The organism is Micromonospora sp. NPDC052213, from assembly GCF_040679695.1.
Classification (GTDB): Bacteria; Actinomycetota; Actinomycetes; order Mycobacteriales; family Micromonosporaceae; genus Micromonospora.
Genome location: NZ_JBFAVI010000139.1, coordinates 1 through 18,720, shown reverse-complemented (window position 1 = coordinate 18,720; position 18,720 = coordinate 1). Strand labels below are relative to the sequence as shown.

Sequence of the window (18,720 nt, the reverse complement as noted above, 5' to 3'; positions counted from 1 at the left end):
AGACCCCCCCGCGTGCGGGCACGACACGCACCCGGCGCAGCAGCAGCGGCCGGTGGCCGGAAGACCCCCGCGCGTGCGGGGACGACGGTGCCGTTCCGCACGTACCCGCCCTGCCGAAGGAAGACCCCCGCGCGTGCGGGGATGACCGGCCATCACCGGTGAGCCACAGCCGCGCGCGGAAGACCCCGCGCGTGCGGGGACGACTTGCGCAGGCCCAGCGCCTGCAGACCGGTGTACGGAAGACCCCCGCGCGTGCGGGGACGACTGCTGCGACGCCAGGACCAGCGCCACCCCCACCGGAAGACCCCCGCGCGTGCGGGGACGACTGCTGCGACGCCAGGACCAGCGCCACCCCCACCGGAAGACCCCCGCGCGTGCGGGGACGACGGGCGAGTTCGGGCCTTCATGCGGGCGATGAGCGGAAGACCCCCGCGCGTGCGGGGACGACCCCGACGTCACACCCGCCACCGTGTAGTTCTCGGGAAGACCCCCGCGCGTGCGGGGACGACCGACCTTCCCGTTCGGCAGGGCCTTGCGGAAGAGGAAGACCCCCGCGCGTGCGGGGACGACCCGACCGGCGTCTCCGGGCCGAGCATCTCGCCGGGAAGACCCCCGCGCGTGCGGGGACGACGGTGCGGGTGCGGCATAGGTTTCTCCTTGCTCGTGGAAGACCCCCGCGCGTGCGGGGACGACTCGTTCTCCGCGCCCGTCCAGTAGACGCCGACCGGAAGACCCCCGCGCGTGCGGGGACGACGCGGAGATGCCGGCGATGATCGCCCGGACCCGGGGAAGACCCCGCGCGTGCGGGGACGACGACCCGGGCAGGAACCGGAACGCCAGCCCGTACGGAAGACCCCCGCGCGTGCGGGGACGACCTCGTCGGCTCATACGTCCAGGAGTCGGTCCAGGGAAGACCCCCGCGCGTGCGGGGACGACCCGAGCAGCCGCCCGACGTCGACGTGCCCGCACGGAAGACCCCCGCGCGTGCGGGGACGACAGGTCGCCCTCGGCGCCGCCGGCGTCAAGCCAGGGAAGACCCCCGCGCGTGCGGGGACGACCAGGGGAGCAACGCGGGGCTCCCTCGGCCTGCCGGAAGACCCCCGCGCGTGCGGGGACGACATACCGTCCGCCGTGCGGAGGTACTGGCGGCGGGGAAGACCCCCGCTCGTGCGGGGACGACAACGCCTTCGCCATCCGGTCCTGCCAGTTGGCCGGAAGACCCCCGCGCGTGCGGGGACGACACTGCGGCTGCTGTTCTCCAGGTGGGTCACCGCGGAAGACCCCCGCGCGTGCGGGGACGACGCCTCGTCGGTGACGGGGACGTCCTGGCCCCACGGAAGACCCCCGCGCGTGCGGGGACGACCTGGTGGCAGCGGAACCTCTATCGGGTTGCGCGGGAAGACCCCCGCGCGTGCGGGGACGACACGTTCCGGTCCCAGCGCAGGTCGGCGTGAACCGGAAGACCCCCGCGCGTGCGGGGACGACGGCACCTGGTCGTGGAACAGGTCCGACATGGAGGGAAGACCCCCGCGCGTGCGGGGACGACCAGGTCGTCTGGCGCGACACGTCCGCCCGCGCGGGAAGACCCCCGCGCGTGCGGGGACGACAAACCAGTGCCGCCGACGGTCCTGAAGTTGGCGGGAAGACCCCCGCGCGTGCGGGGACGACCGGCAGGGTCGGAACCAGATGGACGTACTCTCCGGAAGACCCCCGCGCGTGCGGGGACGACGACCCGCCAGTCGGTGTCGGCGGCGTGCGGCAGGGAAGACCCCCGCGCGTGCGGGGACGACCTCGCCGCCGCCACGCTCCGCCATGCCCTCCAGGGAAGACCCCCGCGCGTGCGGGGACGACCTCCAGTTGGTGGAGCTGCAACGTCAGGTCACGGGAAGACCCCCGCGCGTGCGGGGACGACCGCCGCTGACTTGCTCCGCCCTGTAGTAACCCCGGAAGACCCCCACGCGTGCGGGGACGACTCTTCCCCCGCCTGACGTAGACCGCGCATGCCCGGAAGACCCCCGCGCGTGCGGGGACGACTAGTCGAAGGCGAGCGGCTCGTCGCTGTCGGGCGGAAGACCCCCGCGCGTGCGGGGACGACAGCCACATCGAGAACGTGGCCAGCGTGTGGCGCGGAAGACCCCCGCGCGTGCGGGGACGACCGCCGTGTCGGGGTCGGGCTCCTGGCCCACCAGGGAAGACCCCCGCGCGTGCGGGGACGACGACGGCCTTCGTGCTGATGTGGTCGCGGCCCTCGGAAGACCCCCGCGCGTGCGGGGACGACGGTGGCTTCGAGGGGCGGGGCGGCGGCGGGGGCGGAAGACCCCCGCGCGTGCGGGGACGACCCGGCCGAGCCGCTTCGCGATCGCTGCTCGGGAGGAAGACCCCCGCGCGTGCGGGGACGACACACCAGCGCAGGTGCTCGATGACCTGATGGCGGGAAGACCCCCGCGCGTGCGGGGACGACATCTGCACGGACACACCCAGCAGCGCCGCCCGGGGAAGACCCCCGCGCGTGCGGGGACGACCCGGACCCTGCTGCTGTCGTGGCCGCCGTACGGCGGAAGACCCCCGCGCGTGCGGGGACGACCGAGCGGTGGCGCGGTGGGCTGCGGGGCCGTTGGGAAGACCCCCGCGCGTGCGGGGACGACCCCGTGAGCCGTACACCGACCTGCCCGACTGGAGGAAGACCCCCGCGCGTGCGGGGACGACACTTGTTGACCTGGGCGTTTATCGGCGAGGGCGGGCTGAAAGAATCAGTCCGTCGAGGTCGACGGGTACCCACCGGTCGCGGCCGGCGGTGCGGATGGCCCAGCCTTGTTCGTTGTTTGCTGGTTCGATCATGATGGCTTGTCCGTCTCCTACCCGGGTGGCGAGGAGTGTCCAGAGGCGGTCGCGGACGCGGGCGCTGGGATTGCCGACGAAGACTCCGGCGGCGACTTCGATCATCCATCGGGTGAGGTGGCCGCGGAGTCCTTCGGCTACGGCGATGAGGACGACGACGGTCAAAAGTCCATCCTCGGTTCGCTGAGGTCTGGCCCGGTGACGCCGATGAACGAGGTGCCATCAAGGCTGTCGGCGTAGTCGGTGGCCCAGTTGATGCCGCCCGGTACGGAGCCGAGGGCGTCGTCCCAGAGTTCGTGGGCGTCTTGGTCTATGACCTCGCTGCCTTCGCTGAGAAGCAGCGTTTTGATGTCTTGGACGATGCGGGTCATGAGTTTGCCGTCGGCGACTCGGTCGCGGAAGGCTGTTCGTGCGTCGCGTTCGCTGGTGAGGCCTTTGGCGGCGAGGTCGAATGCGAGCGGGATGGTGTAGTCGGCTTTGTAGAGGTCGGCGATGTCGAGGACGAAGGATGTGGCGCCGCCGGTGTGGACGAAGCCGAGTCCGGGGCTGGCGCCGAGGCCGACGATCGCGGCATGGCAGATTCCGTAGAGGCAGCTGTGTCCGGCGGAGAGGAGCCGGTTGACGTCGTCGCCGGTTTCGAAGGGTTGGCCGGGTTTGTAGAGGCGGCCGTCCCAGGGCACGCCGGTGCGGGCTGAGTGTGTCCGGTAGATCTTCTTGACTCGGGCGCCTTCTCGGCCGCGTAGTTGCTGCATGGTGAGTGCGCTGACGTCCTCGCCGGGGAACCGCATGCTGTACATGCGGCGGGCGACGGCGAGGCGTTCCTTGGTGCGGGTGACCAGGTAGGCCTGGCGGAGGAGGAGTTGGGATCCGCGGCTGGGGCCGATGCCGCTGGCGTAGAGGCGTACGCCTTTCTCGCCGACCCAGCACAGGGCGGTGCCGGAGTCGGCGAGTAGGCGGACGGCGGCGGTGGTGATGCGGGCGCCGGGGCCGGCGAGCAGGGTGGCGACCATCGCGGCGGGTACGCGGATGGTGCGTTCCCGGTTGACCAGGACGACGGCGTTGTCGTCGCGGTCTATGTGGCAGCGTTCGGCGTAGACGCTGGAGATGCGGTCACTGATCCGGTGCAGGTCTTGCGGGTCGGCCAGCCACCACACCTCACGGCTCCTGGCGGGGTTGTGGTGGGGCGAGGGTGAGCAGGCCGAATCCGTAGGCCTTGCCGGTGCCGATGCCGTCGAGCAGTGCTTCCCGGGCCAGGGCGGGGTCCTGGATGTGTAGCAGGCCGTCGAAGGTGACGCTTTCGAGGATCACCGGGGGTGTCTCGGTGCGTCGGCCGTTCTTGTGGAAGCGCAGGCGGTGGCGGTCGGTCGCCTGGACTGCGGGCACCTCGTTGCCGTTGACGGTGTCGGTTGGCAGGGTGCAGCCGGCGCGGCCCAGTCGTTCGGTGAGCCACGTGAGCTGGTCGGGCAGCCTGCGGTGTGCGACGCGTACGCCTCGGGGGCGCTCCCCAGTGAGTTGCTGGGCCTGTGTCTCGGACGGCTTCTTGGGGCTCTTGGTGGCACTGGTGGGGTTGGCTTTGAGCCGGAAGGCGAACATGCGCCCTCGCTGGATTTGGTCGAGCAGCGGCTCGTAGGGCCTGATGAGGGCTTGCGGCTCGTCGGCGTTGGGCCAGCCGGCCTGCTCGATCAGGTGTTCCCAGGAGGGTTTGGACTGGGTTAGGACGAGGACCGCGAGTTGGTGCTGGTGTGGGGTTTCCAGCCGCCACAGGACGCGTTCGGTCACGGGTTGGCGGCTGAGGCCGCCGAGGACGGCGGCGTGGAGTACCTGCGGGTTGCGCAGCATGCGCTGCGTCTGGGTGCGGAGCGGGTTGAGGTGGATGCGGGACAGAAAAGGCATGTTGGTTACCACCCGAGCAGGGCGAAGGGATCGTGGTCGGTCTGGTCGGTGTCGGTCCAACCGGTGGTGACACGCACCCATTCCTGGCGTACGCGACGGGTGTTGAACCCGCGGCGCAGCGGGTCGAACGACTGCGGCACGTCGACGCGCACGTCGTTGCCGTGGTCGTCGTCGACCGTGACCGGCAGGTCGACGGCGGAGGGACGGGCGTCACGGCGGAATCGGGAGCCGCGGTGGCGGTCCGTGGCCTGCCAAGGCAGCTGTGCGAGCACGCCAAGGGGTTGACCGGCCCAGAGCGCGTCTCGGTCGGCCCGGTTCGTGGTGTCAGGTGTCAGGAGCAGGGGCATCGTCGGCGGGCAGGACCGCCGGCCGAGAGCCAGGGGGAACGCCGGGTTGCGCAGGGCGCTGGCCAGGGTGTGCAGCAGGTCGACCGGGCCGTGGACGGCCGCCACGAACACCGCGTCTTGCAGGTAGAACCGGTGCGTGACGTGCGTGTACTTCGCCGGCGAGGTCGGCTTCTGTACGCCCTTGGCGGTGACGGCGGCAGACGGCAGCGGCCGGCCCCGGTGGTCGCTGACCGTGTGGTAGTCACGTAGCAGCGACCCGGGCTGGTCGGTGCGGACACCGAGGCGCAGACCGAGCAGGTCTTCGATCGAGTCCTGCCGGCGTAGCCCTTGCGCGGCGGCGAGCAGCCCGAGGATGCCGCTCTTGGTCGGTTCCTCAAGGGTGTCGCGGCGGTTGAACTGCCCGCGCCCACCCCAGGACTGCAGTGGCCCCGCTAGCCGCAGGACCAGGCAGAAGGCTTCGTCGGTCATCGGGGCGTGGCCACCTGGCCGAGGCGGGGCCGCACGGCGGCGATGGTCGCGTCGATGGCCTCGTCCAGGCTGCGCGCCGCGCCGAAAGCCTGGGTGAGCGTGGCCGCGGTGTCGTGGTGGCCGTTCGCGGCGGCGGCCGTGGCCGGGTCGTAGACGCTGGCGACGGCCAGGGGGGTTAGGCCCCAGGTGGTGCTGGTCCGGTGCAGTTCCTCGGCTAGGCGCACGGCGGCCTTGCCGGCGATGCCGTCGCGGCTGCGGATGGGGCTTTCGAAGGCGGAGACGAGGTTGACCGGCTGGTCGGTACGCACGACGTAGCTGACCACGCTGGGGATGGTGCGGTGGGCGAAGGTGTTCTGGTGCCCGGTGGGCATCGAGGTGACGAATGCGCGCAGGAACGCCCGGGTGGCGTTGATCGTGGCGTCCGGGTCCTTGTCCAGGTTGTCGGCGAGGTGGTGCACGTCGAGGGTGGCGAACCGGTACAGCGTCGCTGAGGTGAATTCGACCGTGCCGATCATGGCGGCGCCGGCATCCTCTTCGGCGGTCTTCTCGTCGTCGACGGCCGTGTAGTAGTCGAACTCGATTTCCACGGGGTGTACCGACAGGGCGTGGGCCACCTGGGTGGCGGCGTCGACGTTGAGGGCGGGGATGTCGGCGACCATCCGGCCGAACAAGGCCACGTCGATCGGGTGCTTGACGGTCAGCTGCGCGCGGACGGGCAGGTCTGCGACGGCCTTGGCCAGCGCGTCGTCGGCGAGTGCGGTCAGCTCGCTGGCGCGGTCGGCGACCAGGTCGACGATGGCGTCGAGCTGGTTGCGGCCGAAGAACAGCAGGTAGGCGCTCTCGGCGGCCTTTTTGCCGGGTTTGATGTCGAGGTCGTGGGTCAGCAGGGCGTTGCTCAGCCGGGTCGCGGCCTCGCCGTCCAGGCCGGTGCGTTCGGCGATGCGGGTGGCGAGCAGCGTGGAGACCCGCTTGGTGCGGGTGCCCAGCTGGTCGGCGGGCAGGTGCAGCTCGTGTTCGAACGCCTTGCGGGTGGCACGCTTCCATGCTTGGGAGGAGACCCGGGCCCGGCGTGACCCGCCGTAGACGGCCTGCTTGGGGCTGCCCGCGTCGTCCCGGTTGAGGTTCGACGGCGGCACGGTCTGCAGGATGTGGATGTCGATGTAGGTGCGTGGGTCGGTCACCGGTTCTCCTTGGACGTAGGGCAGATATCGGGGTGCAGTGGTCGGCCGTTGTAAGGTGCCGCGGTTACGCCTTCGCGGTGGTGCTGGCTTCCGCTGGGGCGTCGGCCTCGGTGCGGAAGGTGAAGTACTGCGAGCCCCATCGGCGCCGGACCCTGTGGATCCTGTCGGGGTCCTGCCAGTCGCGTAGATCGCGCGACAGGAGGCTGTAGTCCAGCGGCTGGGCTGGGCTCAGGGTGCGCAGTTGGCTCACCAGTCCCCGCAGGTGGGCGACGACCTCGGTGAAGCTCGTCGCGGTCGCCGCTGCGCCGAAGCGCTTGTCGACCGCGTCGGTGGTGTACCTGCCGCTGGCCCGTAGCTTGGCCATGGCCGAGCCCAGCCCGACGTTCGGCTGGTGCATCAACCTCGACTGGGACTGCTGATGCATGGCGAACAGAACGAGAGCGGCGTGCTCAGCACGCAACTCCCGGCTGGCCCGCCCGTCGGATCGCAGCTGCGTGTAATACCGCCACATCGCCGGGACGTCCCCGGCCTCCCGACCCAGTCCGCTGCGCAACGCGGCAAGGTCCTTGCCCTCGGGCGTCTGTTGCGAGTAGTCCCGCTCCCAGAAGTAGGGCCTCGGCTTTCGCTTGGCCTTGTCATCACTGCTGGTCATTCCGCACGTCTCCGCTGCCTCGAATAGGGGGTAGGGGGTCAGGGTTCGATGCCGAGGATCTTGCGGACCGATTCGCGGTACCAATCCTCGGCCAGGCTCGCCCGATAGGTTTTCTTCTGCTTGTCGTCCACGCGCCCGAGGAACGCCGTCGGCGCCACGGCGGCCAGTGCAGGCTCTGCCACCGCGAGGGCCACCGACTGCGCGATCCTGCGCCAGGCGTCTTCGGCGTTGTCGTACCGGTCGGGCTCACGTTGCAGCCCCGCCAACAGCCGGCGCACCACCGGGTTGAGGTCGTGCATCAGCGCATCACCCAGCTTCAGCCCCTTGTCCCAGGGGACCGGGTCACCGCCGCTGCCGCGCCGTAGGTCATCATCGAGCCGGTTGCCGGCACGGCGCAGCTGCTCGGCCTGATCGACCACCGTCTCGATGACCTGACGCACCTCACCGGGCACGAGCGCGGCCAACGGCAACGGGATCGAATCGGCGATCACATCCTCGACCACCGCCGACTGGTTGCCATACGCCACACCCACGGTGAACACCTGCACCGGTAGGTCGTCGACACCGAGGTCGGCCAGCTGGGCGAGTAGCTTGCTGCTGGTGAACGCCGGGCTCTCCTGCGGCACCGTGGCGAGCATCGGCGCCAAGCCCCGCCACGCGTCCCGCCCAGCGACGTGGCGCACAGGCGTCACCGGCGCCTGACCGACCCGAGGCTTGTCGACCCGCCGCCACGCGGTGTGCGGCTCCACATCCTGCGGCAACGGTTGCAGCCGATCACCTGCGGTCAGGACCACCCGACGCACCACAACCCCACCGTCGGCAGCCCGCTCGGGAATGAGCCGCACCCGGCGGGACTGCCAGGTCAGCAGATCCAACAACCCCACCGCACCTCGCACCTCCCAGGCGCCGGTCAGTGCCCGTTCCCGCCGCCACTGCGGACGATCATCGGGAGGCGGTTGCCGGACGATCGGGCTGTTCAACAGCAGCGTCTCGGCCAGCGTGCGACCGATCGGCACCGTCACACCCAGCGCCCCACACGGTCCCGTCGGGTTCCCGGTGGTCTTGCCGCCCTTCGCCTGAGGGTCGTCGGCCGCACCCGACTTGATCGCCGCCGTGTCCCAGCATTGAGTGGCCAGCATGGCACGAACCGCCTCGGCAGGAGTCAACGCCGGCGGGTTCGCCTCCGTACGCGGCGTGAACAACGGCACGTTGTTACCGGTCGCCGTCGCCGCGATCAGCAACGACACCGGCTTGTCCTCGTCCTTGGCCGTCCGCAGCCCCGCCACCTGACCGAACGGGCGGCTACCGAACAGATCGAACCGGTCCCGCTGCTCGCCCAGATACTCCTTGATCCTCTCGGCCGGAAGATGCCCGACGCTCCACCGCCTCTTCCACTCGCCCTCACTGTCAGGGATGCCGCAGGCGTCCAGGTAGACCGGCAGCAGCACCTGCCGCAGCACAGCCACGGTCTCCAGCGGATTGGCCGTGGCCAACCCGTCGATCTCATGCGCCCTGGTCAACGCATCCATTAGTGGCAGCAACCGAGGGCACCCGCGCTCGACGACCGGCACCCATGCCTCGTCCACCAAGTGGAATGAAGGCCTCTCCATCAGCACTCCGCAAGTTCGTAAAGAGTCATGGACGATGTATCGCGTCGGTGACGAATGTGGCGATGGTCTTGGCGGCGATAGCGACCACCGTCGCGCCCACCACCTTGACCACGTGGCTGGCCAACCTGCGTTTCCGGCTGGGTGACACCGGGACTTCGTCGGTCGCGTCCAGATCCGACGGCAAACCCTCTGCGGCACGCTGGGCATGCACGGTCACATGGCTGACGTACACCACGGTCCGGCCATCGGGTTCGAGCGCTGACCGGAAGAACCGGTCGCCGTGCGAGGAGAGAGTTCGAAGGGCACGCTGAACCACCTCATCAGCAAGGTTGGTGGCCCGGGCAATCTCGTTGACCGTGATGAAGTCGCCACGCCTCCGACCGGCCTGGACGATGGCCTGGAGAACCTGCCGCTCCTCGAATCCGTGCATGGACATGGATGCTAGCAGCCCTTCGCCCAACCTGATCTGTTTAGAGGTTGGGGTTGGCGAACTGGCGAACCGATCCGGCGGTCTATATGCTGCGTTTTGCCTGGCCAGCGCTGGGGTGTTCCGCTGATGTGTTTGACCGACACGCTGTCCCCGCCTACGCGGGGTTACCCCGGCGGCTCTCATGCAACATCGTCTACAAGACCGAGGAACGTGTCGTAGGTCAGCCGTCGGCCGCCGAGGACAGCCGAGTTGCGCTCGTCGAGGACCAAGGCCCGGGACTTGGACAACCAGGCGTTGCCGTACCAGCCAGGTAGCGGGTCGAGTTGCTTCGCCGCCTCGGTGATAGCGGGTCGGGCCGGCAGTCGTACCGTCGATCCGATGACCTCCTCGACGAGGGCGTCCGCGCCAACATCGCCGGCGGGGCCGATGCTGCGCCCGTCGAGGGTGAGATACCGGCCGCTGGCCTGCCGGACGAGAATCACCTCCACGGACTCTGGGCCGTCGCGTACCACCGCCAGGTCGTCCTCGTCCGGTGGGTCGCCGGTCGCCCGCTGGTGCAGTCCGGCAAGGGTCGGCGTGCCCAGCTCGCTCTCGCCGGCCAGAAGGAACACCTCCGCCGCCTGCCGCCGGGTGCGCTCTTGCATCTGCCAAAGGGCGTGCGCCGCTGCCGTCGCCTCCTGCCATGACGCGGGAACGTTGACGGTGGTGTCGTAGCCACGGCGCACGAGGTCAGGAACGTCGGCGGGGATGCTCCAGCCACCTCCAGCGGCGGCTTCGGTGACCAGGGCAGCGGCCCGCAGCAGCGGGTACCGCTTATAGACATGCTCGCTGCCGGAGGGAAAGACCGGCGCCCCGTCCGGGTTCGTTCGGATTCCCGTGACGAAGACCTTGGGTGGCCGGGTGCGCTCCGGCCGAGTATGCCGATGCACCCGACCGACCCGCTGCAGCAGCAGATCGATCGGCGCCAGGTCGGTGACGAGCAGGTCGGCGTCAACGTCGAAGGACTGTTCCGCGAGCTGGGTCGCCACCACGGTCAGGCGGGACGGTCGTGCAAGACGCCCACCGTGTGGCCCCAGAAGCTCCAGAGCCCGTCCGGTGCGCGTGGCGCGTTCGGCGACCGTCAACCGGGCATGCAGCAGGATCACCTCGTCGGGACCCCACTTCTCGGTCAACGCCTGGTAGGTCTGTTGCGCCCGGCCGACCGTGTTCCGTATGACCAGTGCGCAGCCCCCATCACGCAGTTCGTCGTCGAGAAGATTGACCACTGCCTCCGCACCAGCGTCCGGGGATTCCTCCCACACCTGTACTTTCATGGTCTTCGTCGGCCGCCAGGAGGCGGTCGTCCGGGCGGCACACGTGACGGCGTCCGCGGTCGCAGTGAGCGCGTGCATCACGGGATACCCCGATGCTTCGGCTAGAGCCGGCAGGTCAACGCCCCGCCGACCCTGCACGCCCTGCAGGTAGGCCCGCATCAGGCTTGCCCGCTGCTGCGGCGGCAGTGTCGCCGACAGTAGGATCACCGGCACGCCCGCGTCTGCCAACCAGCGCAACGCCTCGTGGAGGAACTGCGACATGTAGACGTCGTAGGCGTGGATCTCGTCCAGGATCACCACCCGCCCGGCCAGGCCGGCATGCCGGAGCATCACATGCTTGGTGCGCGTCGCCGCGTACAGCAGGTGGTCGACCGTGCCGACCGTGACCGGCATCAGCATGCCCCGCTTCGCCCCGAGGAACCACTGCGCCGGGGCATGCGCGGGGCGCATCGATCGGCCGCCGCCGGTCATGCCGAACTCGTCGTCGCAGCCGAACTCGTCCACCCCAGAGAAGTGAACCTCCTGTTGGAGGGCATTCCACCGCGGGTTGAACATCCGCTTGCCGTGCAGCAATCCCACCGGCAGTCCCGGATCGACCTGTTCAGCCCACTGCAGCACCCGATCGAACATCGGATCACTGGTCGCCTGGGTCGGCATGCCTACAAAGATGCCGTCGCAGCCGAACCGCCGACCGAGCACCTCGGCCGCAGCGAGGGCACCCTCGGTTTTCCCCTCACCCATCGGCGCCTCGATAACCAGCAGCCCTGGGACGGCCATCTGCTCGGCCAACTCCACACAGGCGGCCTGCAACGGACGTGCTGTCTTCCCGAACCGCGCCGCCACCAGATCCGACGACCGCCGGTACGGCGCAGAACCCCACCCGCCCCGCAGTTCCAGCGCCGCCCACACCTTTACGGCCCGCTCACGGGCGGCGACCATGGAAACATCCGACAAACGGGAAACACCCGTGAAGTGATCGCTGCTGGCGACCCAGTCCGCCATGACCACGAAGCCGGAAAGCCCGAGTTGCGTGCCTCGACGCGGCACCTTCACAGGCGCCAAGTGGGCCAAATCAACGCCAATAGCATCGGCGACAGTGTGCACGACAGCGGCCTGGGCGGCCTTCCACGCGGCGCCGTCACCCTGCGCGTTACGGAGTCGGCTCGCAGTCTTGAATACCCGACCACGTGAGGGAAGCAGGCCGTGATGCCCGGCCACCAACGGCCACACCCACTCCACCGCCTCCTCGTTCCACCGTTCCTGGCGCAGCACCGACTCGATGATCACCGCCCCGGCGCAGGTGTGATGCCACCCGGCCTGCTCGCGGCTCAACCTCCGCCAGGTGAGACCGGCGGCCCGAACCGCCCGGGCCAAACTGTCGGCCTTGCTCTGAAAGGCCGGAGACGCCTTACCGACGTCATGCCACCCACAGAGAAGGGCAAAGAACGCCCGTCCGTTTCCGCCAGACACATGGTCCAGGCAACTCTTCAAACGGGAAGCGAGGTAGCGATCCCAGATCAGCTCCGCGACCGCTGCGGTATCCAACAGATGCTGCAGGAGCAGGTTCGGCTGCCCGCCAGCATCAGACTTTCCCCACAGCACAGCGAGAGCAGCGGCGCGATCCGACGACATGCCCCGGACTGTAGAAGCCCCCTCCGACGAATCCTCGCCCTTGCGCTGATTCAGTCGCCTTCACGACAGAAGAGCTCATCATCCACGAATGACGCTCGGGTTCTACCATGTGTTGATCTTTGCCCTGCTACCTCTCGATCACTTGAGAATCCGGGGGCCGGATCGCATCTCCAGGCCCACGACGATGTGCAGCCGCGCCAGACAGAGATTCCTCCATATGATTCACCTGACTACCAAGGAGATCCATGATGAAGAGATTGAGACGGTAGAAAGCTCGATGAGCCAACCGAACTTTTTTGCGCCGTCCGCTACATAAACTCGCAGGTCAGCAAGTGTCGTCCCCGCACGCGCGGGGGTCTTCCGGCCCGGAAGACGCGCCGCTGATCGGCGGCGAGGTCGTCCCCGCACGCGCGGGGGTCTTCCCGGGTGCGGGGGGTTCCCTCGCACGCTGCGGGCGTCGTCCCCGCACGCGCGGGGGTCTTCCGTAGTGCTCGCACCCGGGGTGGTGTGGTGGCTGGCCGTCCCCGCACGCGCGGGGGTCTTCCCATGGGTCGGAGTCTATCGCAGCTTGCCGGCCCGTCGTCCCCGCACGCGCGGGGGTCTTCCGCTCCGCGCCGAGCTGGTCCAGGTCGCCGCCGTGTCGTCCCCGCACGCGCGGGGGTCTTCCGTTGATCGCGATGGCGGAGAAGGCCGGCTACTCGTCGTCCCCGCACGCGGGGGTCTTCCGATCGAGCGCGACCAGCTGCTCTACGACGCGGAGTCGTCCCCGCACGCGCGGGGGTCTTCCGCGACGCCAGCCTGCGGGACGTCGGTGGGTCAGGTCGTCCCCGCACGCGCGGGGGTCTTCCCGCCCCGCACGTCGTGGCGTTCACCATCCGCGCGTCGTCCCCGCGCGCGCGGGGGTCTTCCGGTCCGCGACGAGCGGACGTTCGTCTCCTGGTCGTTGTCCCCGCACGCGCGGGGGTCTTCCGCCGTCCGACTTCGGCACCCCGGGAGGCACCCGGTCGTCCCCGCACGCGCGGGGGTCTTCCGTTGCCGGTCACCCAATGGAAGAGGGACAAGCAGTCGTCCCCGCACGCGCAGGGGTCTTCCCGAGGTGTTCGTCCGCCGCGGCATCCGCTACGGGTCGTCCCCGCACGCGCGGGGGTCTTCCGCCCCCCCGTTACCTTTTTGATCGCCCCCAGCCGGGGACTCCTCGGTCGCCCGGCCCGGTATGACTTACTTCCCCTGTCGTTCGGATGATCCGGGGGGTGTTGTCGCCGGGTCGGGTGGCGTCGGCGGACCGCTGATAGGGACACGGCCACCCCGTGTGGGTAGGTCTCTTCGTAACGTGGCTGCCGGCAGTCCGACGCCCAGACCAGCGGCCGAGGCGGCGACGCGTGTGAGGAGGCGTGGGGTGCACGGCGAATACGGCGTGTTCCTCGGGTTGGACGTCGGCAAGGAAGGTCATCACGCGGTCGGGCTGGCCCCGTCGGCCGTCCACCGGCGCAGCCGTTCGTGGCAGGTCTTCCACGGCCCGAAACGTTCCGGCAGGTCACGCCACGGCGCACCCGTGCGCAGCTTCCACAAGATGCCGTTGATGACCTGCCGGTGATCCCTCCACCGCCCCCGCGAACCACCCGGCTCGGGAAGCAGCGGCGCGATCACCACCCACGCCTCGTCGGTCAGTTCACCACGACGTACCACCGGCACATCGTCAACGATCAACCACTACAAGATCGGCAGGACACGCCCTAGGCTGTGGCCCACGGCCATCGCGCGATCTTCGGTTGTCCTCACAAACCATCGATGATCAACGCGGTGGCCGTCCTCATACCCACGCCACGCCCAACGCCGAAGCCAAGTGACGTTGGAGTATTAGGTCTCCTCCGTGAACGCCGCCTGCCAGAACTGTTGATTCCCGTCAAAGATGCGCGAGGCGGCGAAGCGGCGGCCGGCTTGCGGGCTGACGTTCATGTTCCCGGTGATCTCGACGGCACCCCCAAAGCCCGTGAACCTAGACAGGTCCCGCTTCGTGGGGTACAGCGCCGGCCACTGCTCATTGGCCTGACGAAGCAGTTCCGGGTCGCCGCGCCGCCGTTGCCACACCGCCTCCAGCTGAAGACCCGCGGTCGCGGCGAGGCTGACCAACTGGTCCAGAACGCCTGCCATCGTGTCGCCGGCGTGCTCCGGCAGGAGCATGTCGTGGACCTTCTCGCCGAGCACGAACGCCTCAATGTCCGTGAGCTGGGGGTCTCTCGGCAAATGCAGCGAGTGCGCGAGCTTGCCCCGGCGGCGGTCCGTCCAGTAGATGTGGTGGACCGTGAAACGGTGCGCACGGTGCACCAGCATGTTGCGCATGCTGAGCGTCCACGGCAGCCAGCCGTGGGGGCCTTGCTCGGCTGCGGCCAGTATCTCCTTGAGCGCGGCGTCCTGCATGTCCCGGGCCTCGCTGTCCCTTGGCGCCAGCAGCCTGTTGCGCTCCTTCTCTGTGCCTGCGGCGGCCTTCGTAAACGTTGACCAGGACGCTGTCACCAAATCCGTCCGCAGGCTGAGCACACCAATGCCTGTCCCGGCGACAGCATCCAAGGCGCTACCGCACGACGTGAAGAAGCCATCCACCGCAGCGTCGATGCGGTGCTGGCGACGGAGCTCCGCCGGACCGCGCTCGGCGAGTGGGCTGGGCCCCGAAAGTGCGTTGCGCCGATACCAGTCCGTGTCCGCGAACATCTGCTCCCGGAACTCCAGCTCGTGCCAAGCTGCGGCCTGAAGGCAGGAGCCGATCTGACCGGTGATCTGGAGCAGATAGTCGCTCGCGAAGACCGTGTGGGCTTGACCCAGGTGCCCGTGCCACCAGCCGAATCCGCCCCGCGCATTGTCGAGGTCATCGAACATCATCTGATGGACGCGGCCGACCGTCGTCACGGCGGCGGCGACACGGGCGTGGGGATCGGGCACCCGAATATCTTGGCTGGCCGGCCCCGTCGGTTGCATCTCAGATTCCGTCCGCGTCTCCCTCGCGCCGGCTAACGCCAACCGACGCGAGGGAGACGCGGGCCGCCAAACAGTCGGCGCTCACCCGCGGCTCGGCCCAACTGCGGGACACCGCGACCGCTACCGTAGAGCCCTGTCCCTCGACAGTCGATTACTGCTGCCGGAGGACAACCAGTGAACATCATCAGCCGCGCCGAATGGGGCGCCCGCCACCCGAGTCCCGCTCAACCGTGCCCTGGTCGAAGCAGACCGTCTTCATGGGCCACTACTCCGCCGCGTCGGCAACGCAGACCCCCCGCCAGATCCAGGACTACCACATGCGGGTCAAGAGCTGGTCCGACATCGGCTACAACTTCCTCATCAACTCCATCAGCGGCGTCATCTACGAGGGCCGCGGGTGGACGACGCTCGGCGCGCACTGCTCCGGCCGCAACACCGAGGCCATCGGCGTCTGCATCATCGGCAAGGACCAGCCCGGCCGCCAGGACGTCTCCGCCCGCCGCGCCTTCAAGTGGCTCTACGAGCAGGCCAACGACCGCAAGGGCAAGCGGCTCCAGCTGCTCGGCCACCGCGACCGCGGGAACACCTCCTGCCCCGGCGACGAGATCTACGCCTGGCTGCACGCCGGCCTGTCCGTCGGCGGCGGATCCACGCCCGCGCCCGCCAAGCCGCCGGCAAGCCCGCGCCCGGCACGCCGATCGCCTTCCCCCTGCCCGCCGGCTGGTACTTCGGCCCGGCGTCCGGCCCCGACTACAGCGTCTCCGGCAAGTACGACCGCTACTTCAAGGGCCGCACCGACCGGGCGTGGCTGCGCGAGTGGGCCACCCAGCTCAGCCGCCGCTGCTGGTCGATCGGTCGGGGCAAGCGGTGGCTCGGCGGCGCCGGCAACGACGGCATCTACGGCTCGGAGTACAAGGCCCTCGCCGAAGCGTTCCAGCGCGACCAGCGGCTGCGCGTCGACGGACTGATCGGCGTCGCCACCTGGGTGGGCGGCTCTTATTTCACCTACTATCGTTAAGCGCATGCCTGACGGACCTGTGCGCGTAACGGGACCGCTCCTGGCCGTCCTGAACGCCCTGCTCGATGCTGACGACTACGAGCTGCACGGCTGGGCGATCATGAAGGCCACGGGGAAGTCCGGACCGACCATCTACAAGATCCTGGAGCGGCTCGCCGAGTCACGGTGGGTGACCTCCCGCTGGGACACGAACACCGAACCCGGCAAGCCTCGCCGCCGCTACTACCAGCTCACCGGGCATGGCGTGGCCAGCGCCCGCGAGTTGATCGCCCAGCGGCAGGCCAAGACCGCGCCGGCCATTCGGACCCGCCTGGCCTTCGGCTGGTGCCAGGCGTGAACGGCTGGGAGATCATCCTGGGCATCGTGTTCGGGCTCCTCGTCAACGAGGTCACCGACATCTCGCCCTGGCTCGCGCGGAAGCTGACCCGGTGGTCTGCCTATCGCTGGACGACCGACCCCGACACCGCCGCAGGGTATGCCGAGGAGTGGGCGGCAGTCATCGACGACCGGCCCGGCAAGCTGCTCAAGCTTCTGACCGCCTTGCGGTTCACCATCGGAGCCGCCAGTCGAGCTGCACCAAGAGCCGGCGTCCGTGTCACGAACCTCACCTACCTTTTCCTGAAGGCACTCCTGGCACGCCCCAAAGCCAGGGAATCGCTGATCGCCGCCATCAGGGCCGACGACCTCTATCCATCGGCCGCAGAAAGGCTCGGACAGCAAGCGGGACTGCGTGTCAAAAAGGATGTGGCCTGGGTAGACCAACGCATTGAGATCTCGGTCAAGGAGACCCGCCCTGTCCGGCGTCGGCGCAGATAAACCGTCGGCCAGTGCTTTCGGGGGTGCGGGTGCCGTTGAGCGCCGCACCCCCGCTCTCTACCTCTGCACCATGCGTCGTGCCGCCGCCGCCCTTGCGCACGTCGGCGATCTCCGCGTCAGTCTTCGACCCGTACTCCCCGCCCTGGCGGCCGTCCCCGTAGGACAGCACGAACACCGTGCTGGTCCGGCGCTTCGCGCCGCAGTTGCAGCCCACAGTTTTCTCCCTACTCGCACCGTGGCGGTCAGCGCCGCCACGAGCGTCCTGCGGTCCCGCCCGATCGACGCGGCGATCCGCTCCGCCTGCACCGCGACGGCGGCCCGCTGCCGCTCGGCGGCGAACCCGGCCACCACGGCGCGGCGTACCGCCGCCTCGAACGCCGCCGGGGACAGCGCCCGCTCCAGGCGGTCGCCGGCCGGGCCCGAGGGCTGCCAGCCCGCCCACCCGGAGGCGACCATCGCGTACGCCCGCCCGCCCGACGACCGGCCCCGCACCACTGGGAACCCGCCGACGTTGATGCACAGCGCCGCAACGAGCTGCCGGGCCCCACCGATCCACCGCCAGTCCCCCGACAGCGGCGACCGGCGCAGCAGCTGCACCTGCTCCTCCGTCGCCTCCGGCACCAGCGAGCCGGCAACCCACGTGGCGTGAGCGTCCCGACCGGCCCGGACCACCGCCACCTGCGTGCCGGTGTCGTCGTAGTGCGCCGCCGCCGCGCTGGCGGCGAGGTCGGCGTGGCCCGTCGACGCCGTGATGTGCCCGACCGCGACCAGCTCTCCCTCCGCCGTCTGGATCTCCGGCCGGTGGAACCAGTCGAAGCCGCCCTCCTCCGTCTACAACACCCGGGGCGACAAGGTCAACGACTCCACCGCGAAGTACGCCTACTCGGAGACGAAGGAGCAGGAGCTCGCCCGCCGGCTCGTCAACGGCAGCGAACACCTCGGCCAGGACAACATCGAGGTTCTGGCCAACTCCGTGTCGGCCAGCTCCCACAAGCTGACCGCCTACAACACGATCAGCCGGGCGATCGAGACCTCCTGGAAGGGCGGCCCCGTCACCCAAGCGGACGTCGAAGCGCAGTCCAGCTGGCTGATCAGCGCCTGGGACTCCCTGGTCAAGGTCCGCCCGGAGTACGGCAAGCTCTCGACGCCAGCGCGTCAGGCCCAGCGGAAGAACACGATCGCGACCAGCGCCGTGGTGATCTACGGGCTCGTCGGCGCGATGTCGAAGATGTACACCGACCACGTGGACCCGGAGGTGGCGTTCAAGGCCATCGCCGCCAAGGACGAGGACGACTTCTTCGCCTGGGACAACCCGATCTGGATGGCCAAGGGCATCGTCACGCCGAGCGGGTCGGGCGCCGGCGGGTACGGCACGCGCAACAGCTTCCCATCTCGCCGCGCAGCCATCAGCGTGCTCTGCGAGGCGATGGGCCTGGACGCGGACGACGACGAGTAAGTCCGGCCGGCAGCAGAGGGCGCGACCAGGTCACCACCAATGCCGGGTCGGGCCCGGAGAACTATTTTGGGCTCGGGTTGTAATGGCCGACCA

General features: G+C 69.5%; 15 protein-coding genes, 1 pseudogene and 2 CRISPR repeat arrays. Of the genes and pseudogenes, 5 read left to right on the top strand and 11 right to left on the bottom strand.

The genetic code is table 11. The features are described 5' to 3' along the window. Nucleotides 1-58: 58 nt before the first annotated feature. Nucleotides 59-2,706: direct repeats of the CRISPR family, unit length 28 nt; unit sequence GGAAGACCCCCGCGCGTGCGGGGACGAC. 18 nt (nucleotides 2,707-2,724) lie between these two features. From cas2e to AB0L34_RS25730, 11 genes and pseudogenes are all read right to left on the bottom strand, one after another. Beyond that, complete coding sequence (gene cas2e, locus AB0L34_RS25780; RefSeq protein ID WP_363707311.1) at nucleotides 2,725-3,003, bottom strand: type I-E CRISPR-associated endoribonuclease Cas2e; 279 nt, start codon at nucleotides 3,001-3,003, stop codon at nucleotides 2,725-2,727. Next, entirely contained in the window at nucleotides 3,000-3,992 is a 993-nt protein-coding gene (cas1e, locus tag AB0L34_RS25775; RefSeq protein ID WP_363707309.1) for a type I-E CRISPR-associated endonuclease Cas1e, read from the bottom strand. Before cas1e ends, cas2e begins: the two co-directional genes overlap by 4 nt. A 1-nt stretch (nucleotide 3,993) precedes the next feature. Beyond that, nucleotides 3,994-4,731 (bottom strand): type I-E CRISPR-associated protein Cas6/Cse3/CasE, encoded by a 738-nt coding sequence (gene cas6e, locus AB0L34_RS25770; protein ID WP_363707307.1) that lies wholly within the window; start codon nucleotides 4,729-4,731, stop codon nucleotides 3,994-3,996. 5 nt (nucleotides 4,732-4,736) lie between these two features. Further along, nucleotides 4,737-5,546, bottom strand: a complete 810-nt coding sequence (gene cas5e / locus AB0L34_RS25765) for a type I-E CRISPR-associated protein Cas5/CasD (RefSeq protein WP_363707305.1) — start codon at nucleotides 5,544-5,546, stop codon at nucleotides 4,737-4,739. Beyond that, nucleotides 5,543-6,727: a type I-E CRISPR-associated protein Cas7/Cse4/CasC gene (cas7e, locus tag AB0L34_RS25760; RefSeq protein WP_363707303.1), complete on the bottom strand. Its 1,185-nt coding sequence runs from the start codon at nucleotides 6,725-6,727 to the stop codon at nucleotides 5,543-5,545. The genes cas5e and cas7e overlap by 4 nt, the downstream gene beginning before the upstream one ends. Nucleotides 6,728-6,791: 64 nt before the next feature. Then, nucleotides 6,792-7,379: a type I-E CRISPR-associated protein Cse2/CasB gene (casB, locus tag AB0L34_RS25755; protein WP_363707301.1), complete on the bottom strand. Its 588-nt coding sequence runs from the start codon at nucleotides 7,377-7,379 to the stop codon at nucleotides 6,792-6,794. Nucleotides 7,380-7,417: 38 nt separating this feature from the next. Then, on the bottom strand, nucleotides 7,418-8,965 hold the full coding sequence (gene casA / locus AB0L34_RS25750) for a type I-E CRISPR-associated protein Cse1/CasA (protein ID WP_363707299.1): 1,548 nt from the start codon (nucleotides 8,963-8,965) through the stop codon (nucleotides 7,418-7,420). 49 nt (nucleotides 8,966-9,014) lie between these two features. After that, the gene (locus tag AB0L34_RS25745) at nucleotides 9,015-9,419 is read right to left on the bottom strand and encodes a hypothetical protein (protein WP_363707297.1); all 405 of its coding nucleotides are present in this window, start codon (nucleotides 9,417-9,419) and stop codon (nucleotides 9,015-9,017) included. A gap of 179 nt (nucleotides 9,420-9,598) precedes the next feature. Continuing rightward, on the bottom strand, nucleotides 9,599-12,364 hold the full coding sequence (gene cas3, locus AB0L34_RS25740; protein WP_363707295.1) for a CRISPR-associated helicase Cas3': 2,766 nt from the start codon (nucleotides 12,362-12,364) through the stop codon (nucleotides 9,599-9,601). A 334-nt stretch (nucleotides 12,365-12,698) separates the two neighbouring features. Then, a CRISPR array of direct repeats spans nucleotides 12,699-13,517; the repeat unit is 28 nt; unit sequence GTCGTCCCCGCACGCGCGGGGGTCTTCC. 326 nt (nucleotides 13,518-13,843) lie between these two features. Next, nucleotides 13,844-14,068 (bottom strand): annotated as a pseudogene (locus AB0L34_RS25735) (transposase); the annotation flags it as partial. Nucleotides 14,069-14,221: 153 nt separating this feature from the next. Then, nucleotides 14,222-15,301, bottom strand: coding sequence for a hypothetical protein (locus AB0L34_RS25730; protein ID WP_363707293.1), 1,080 nt, complete (start codon nucleotides 15,299-15,301; stop codon nucleotides 14,222-14,224). Between the two features lie 233 nt (nucleotides 15,302-15,534). On the opposite strand from AB0L34_RS25730, the gene AB0L34_RS25725 reads away from it, so the two are divergent. The 5 genes from AB0L34_RS25725 (at nucleotide 15,535) to AB0L34_RS25705 (ending at nucleotide 18,627) form a co-directional block, all read left to right on the top strand. Next, complete coding sequence (locus AB0L34_RS25725; RefSeq protein WP_363707291.1) at nucleotides 15,535-16,305, top strand: N-acetylmuramoyl-L-alanine amidase; 771 nt, start codon at nucleotides 15,535-15,537, stop codon at nucleotides 16,303-16,305. A gap of 54 nt (nucleotides 16,306-16,359) precedes the next feature. Further along, on the top strand, nucleotides 16,360-16,692 hold the full coding sequence (locus AB0L34_RS25720) for a PadR family transcriptional regulator (RefSeq protein WP_363707289.1): 333 nt from the start codon (nucleotides 16,360-16,362) through the stop codon (nucleotides 16,690-16,692). Further along, nucleotides 16,689-17,171, top strand: a complete 483-nt coding sequence (locus tag AB0L34_RS25715; RefSeq protein ID WP_363707287.1) for a hypothetical protein — start codon at nucleotides 16,689-16,691, stop codon at nucleotides 17,169-17,171. Before AB0L34_RS25720 ends, AB0L34_RS25715 begins: the two co-directional genes overlap by 4 nt. 235 nt (nucleotides 17,172-17,406) lie before the next feature. Then, complete coding sequence (locus AB0L34_RS25710; protein WP_363707285.1) at nucleotides 17,407-17,820, top strand: hypothetical protein; 414 nt, start codon at nucleotides 17,407-17,409, stop codon at nucleotides 17,818-17,820. Nucleotides 17,821-17,922: 102 nt separating this feature from the next. Continuing rightward, nucleotides 17,923-18,627 (top strand): DNA sulfur modification protein DndB, encoded by a 705-nt coding sequence (locus tag AB0L34_RS25705; protein WP_363707283.1) that lies wholly within the window; start codon nucleotides 17,923-17,925, stop codon nucleotides 18,625-18,627. Nucleotides 18,628-18,720: the final 93 nt, after the last annotated feature.

What these genes read in the sequence shown, in the direction of transcription:
- AB0L34_RS25720 (WP_363707289.1), top strand. Translation starts at nt 16,360, where the DNA reads ATGCCTGACGGACCTGTGCGCGTAACGGGACCGCTCCTGGCCGTCCTG.
- cas6e (WP_363707307.1), bottom strand. Translation starts at nt 4,731, where the DNA reads ATGCCTTTTCTGTCCCGCATCCACCTCAACCCGCTCCGCACCCAGACG.
- cas5e (WP_363707305.1), bottom strand. Translation starts at nt 5,546, where the DNA reads ATGACCGACGAAGCCTTCTGCCTGGTCCTGCGGCTAGCGGGGCCACTG.
- cas3 (WP_363707295.1), bottom strand. Translation starts at nt 12,364, where the DNA reads ATGTCGTCGGATCGCGCCGCTGCTCTCGCTGTGCTGTGGGGAAAGTCT.
- AB0L34_RS25705 (WP_363707283.1), top strand. Translation starts at nt 17,923, where the DNA reads ATGTGCCCGACCGCGACCAGCTCTCCCTCCGCCGTCTGGATCTCCGGC.
- casB (WP_363707301.1), bottom strand. Translation starts at nt 7,379, where the DNA reads ATGACCAGCAGTGATGACAAGGCCAAGCGAAAGCCGAGGCCCTACTTC.
- AB0L34_RS25725 (WP_363707291.1), top strand. Translation starts at nt 15,535, where the DNA reads ATGGGGCGCCCGCCACCCGAGTCCCGCTCAACCGTGCCCTGGTCGAAG.
- AB0L34_RS25745 (WP_363707297.1), bottom strand. Translation starts at nt 9,419, where the DNA reads ATGCACGGATTCGAGGAGCGGCAGGTTCTCCAGGCCATCGTCCAGGCC.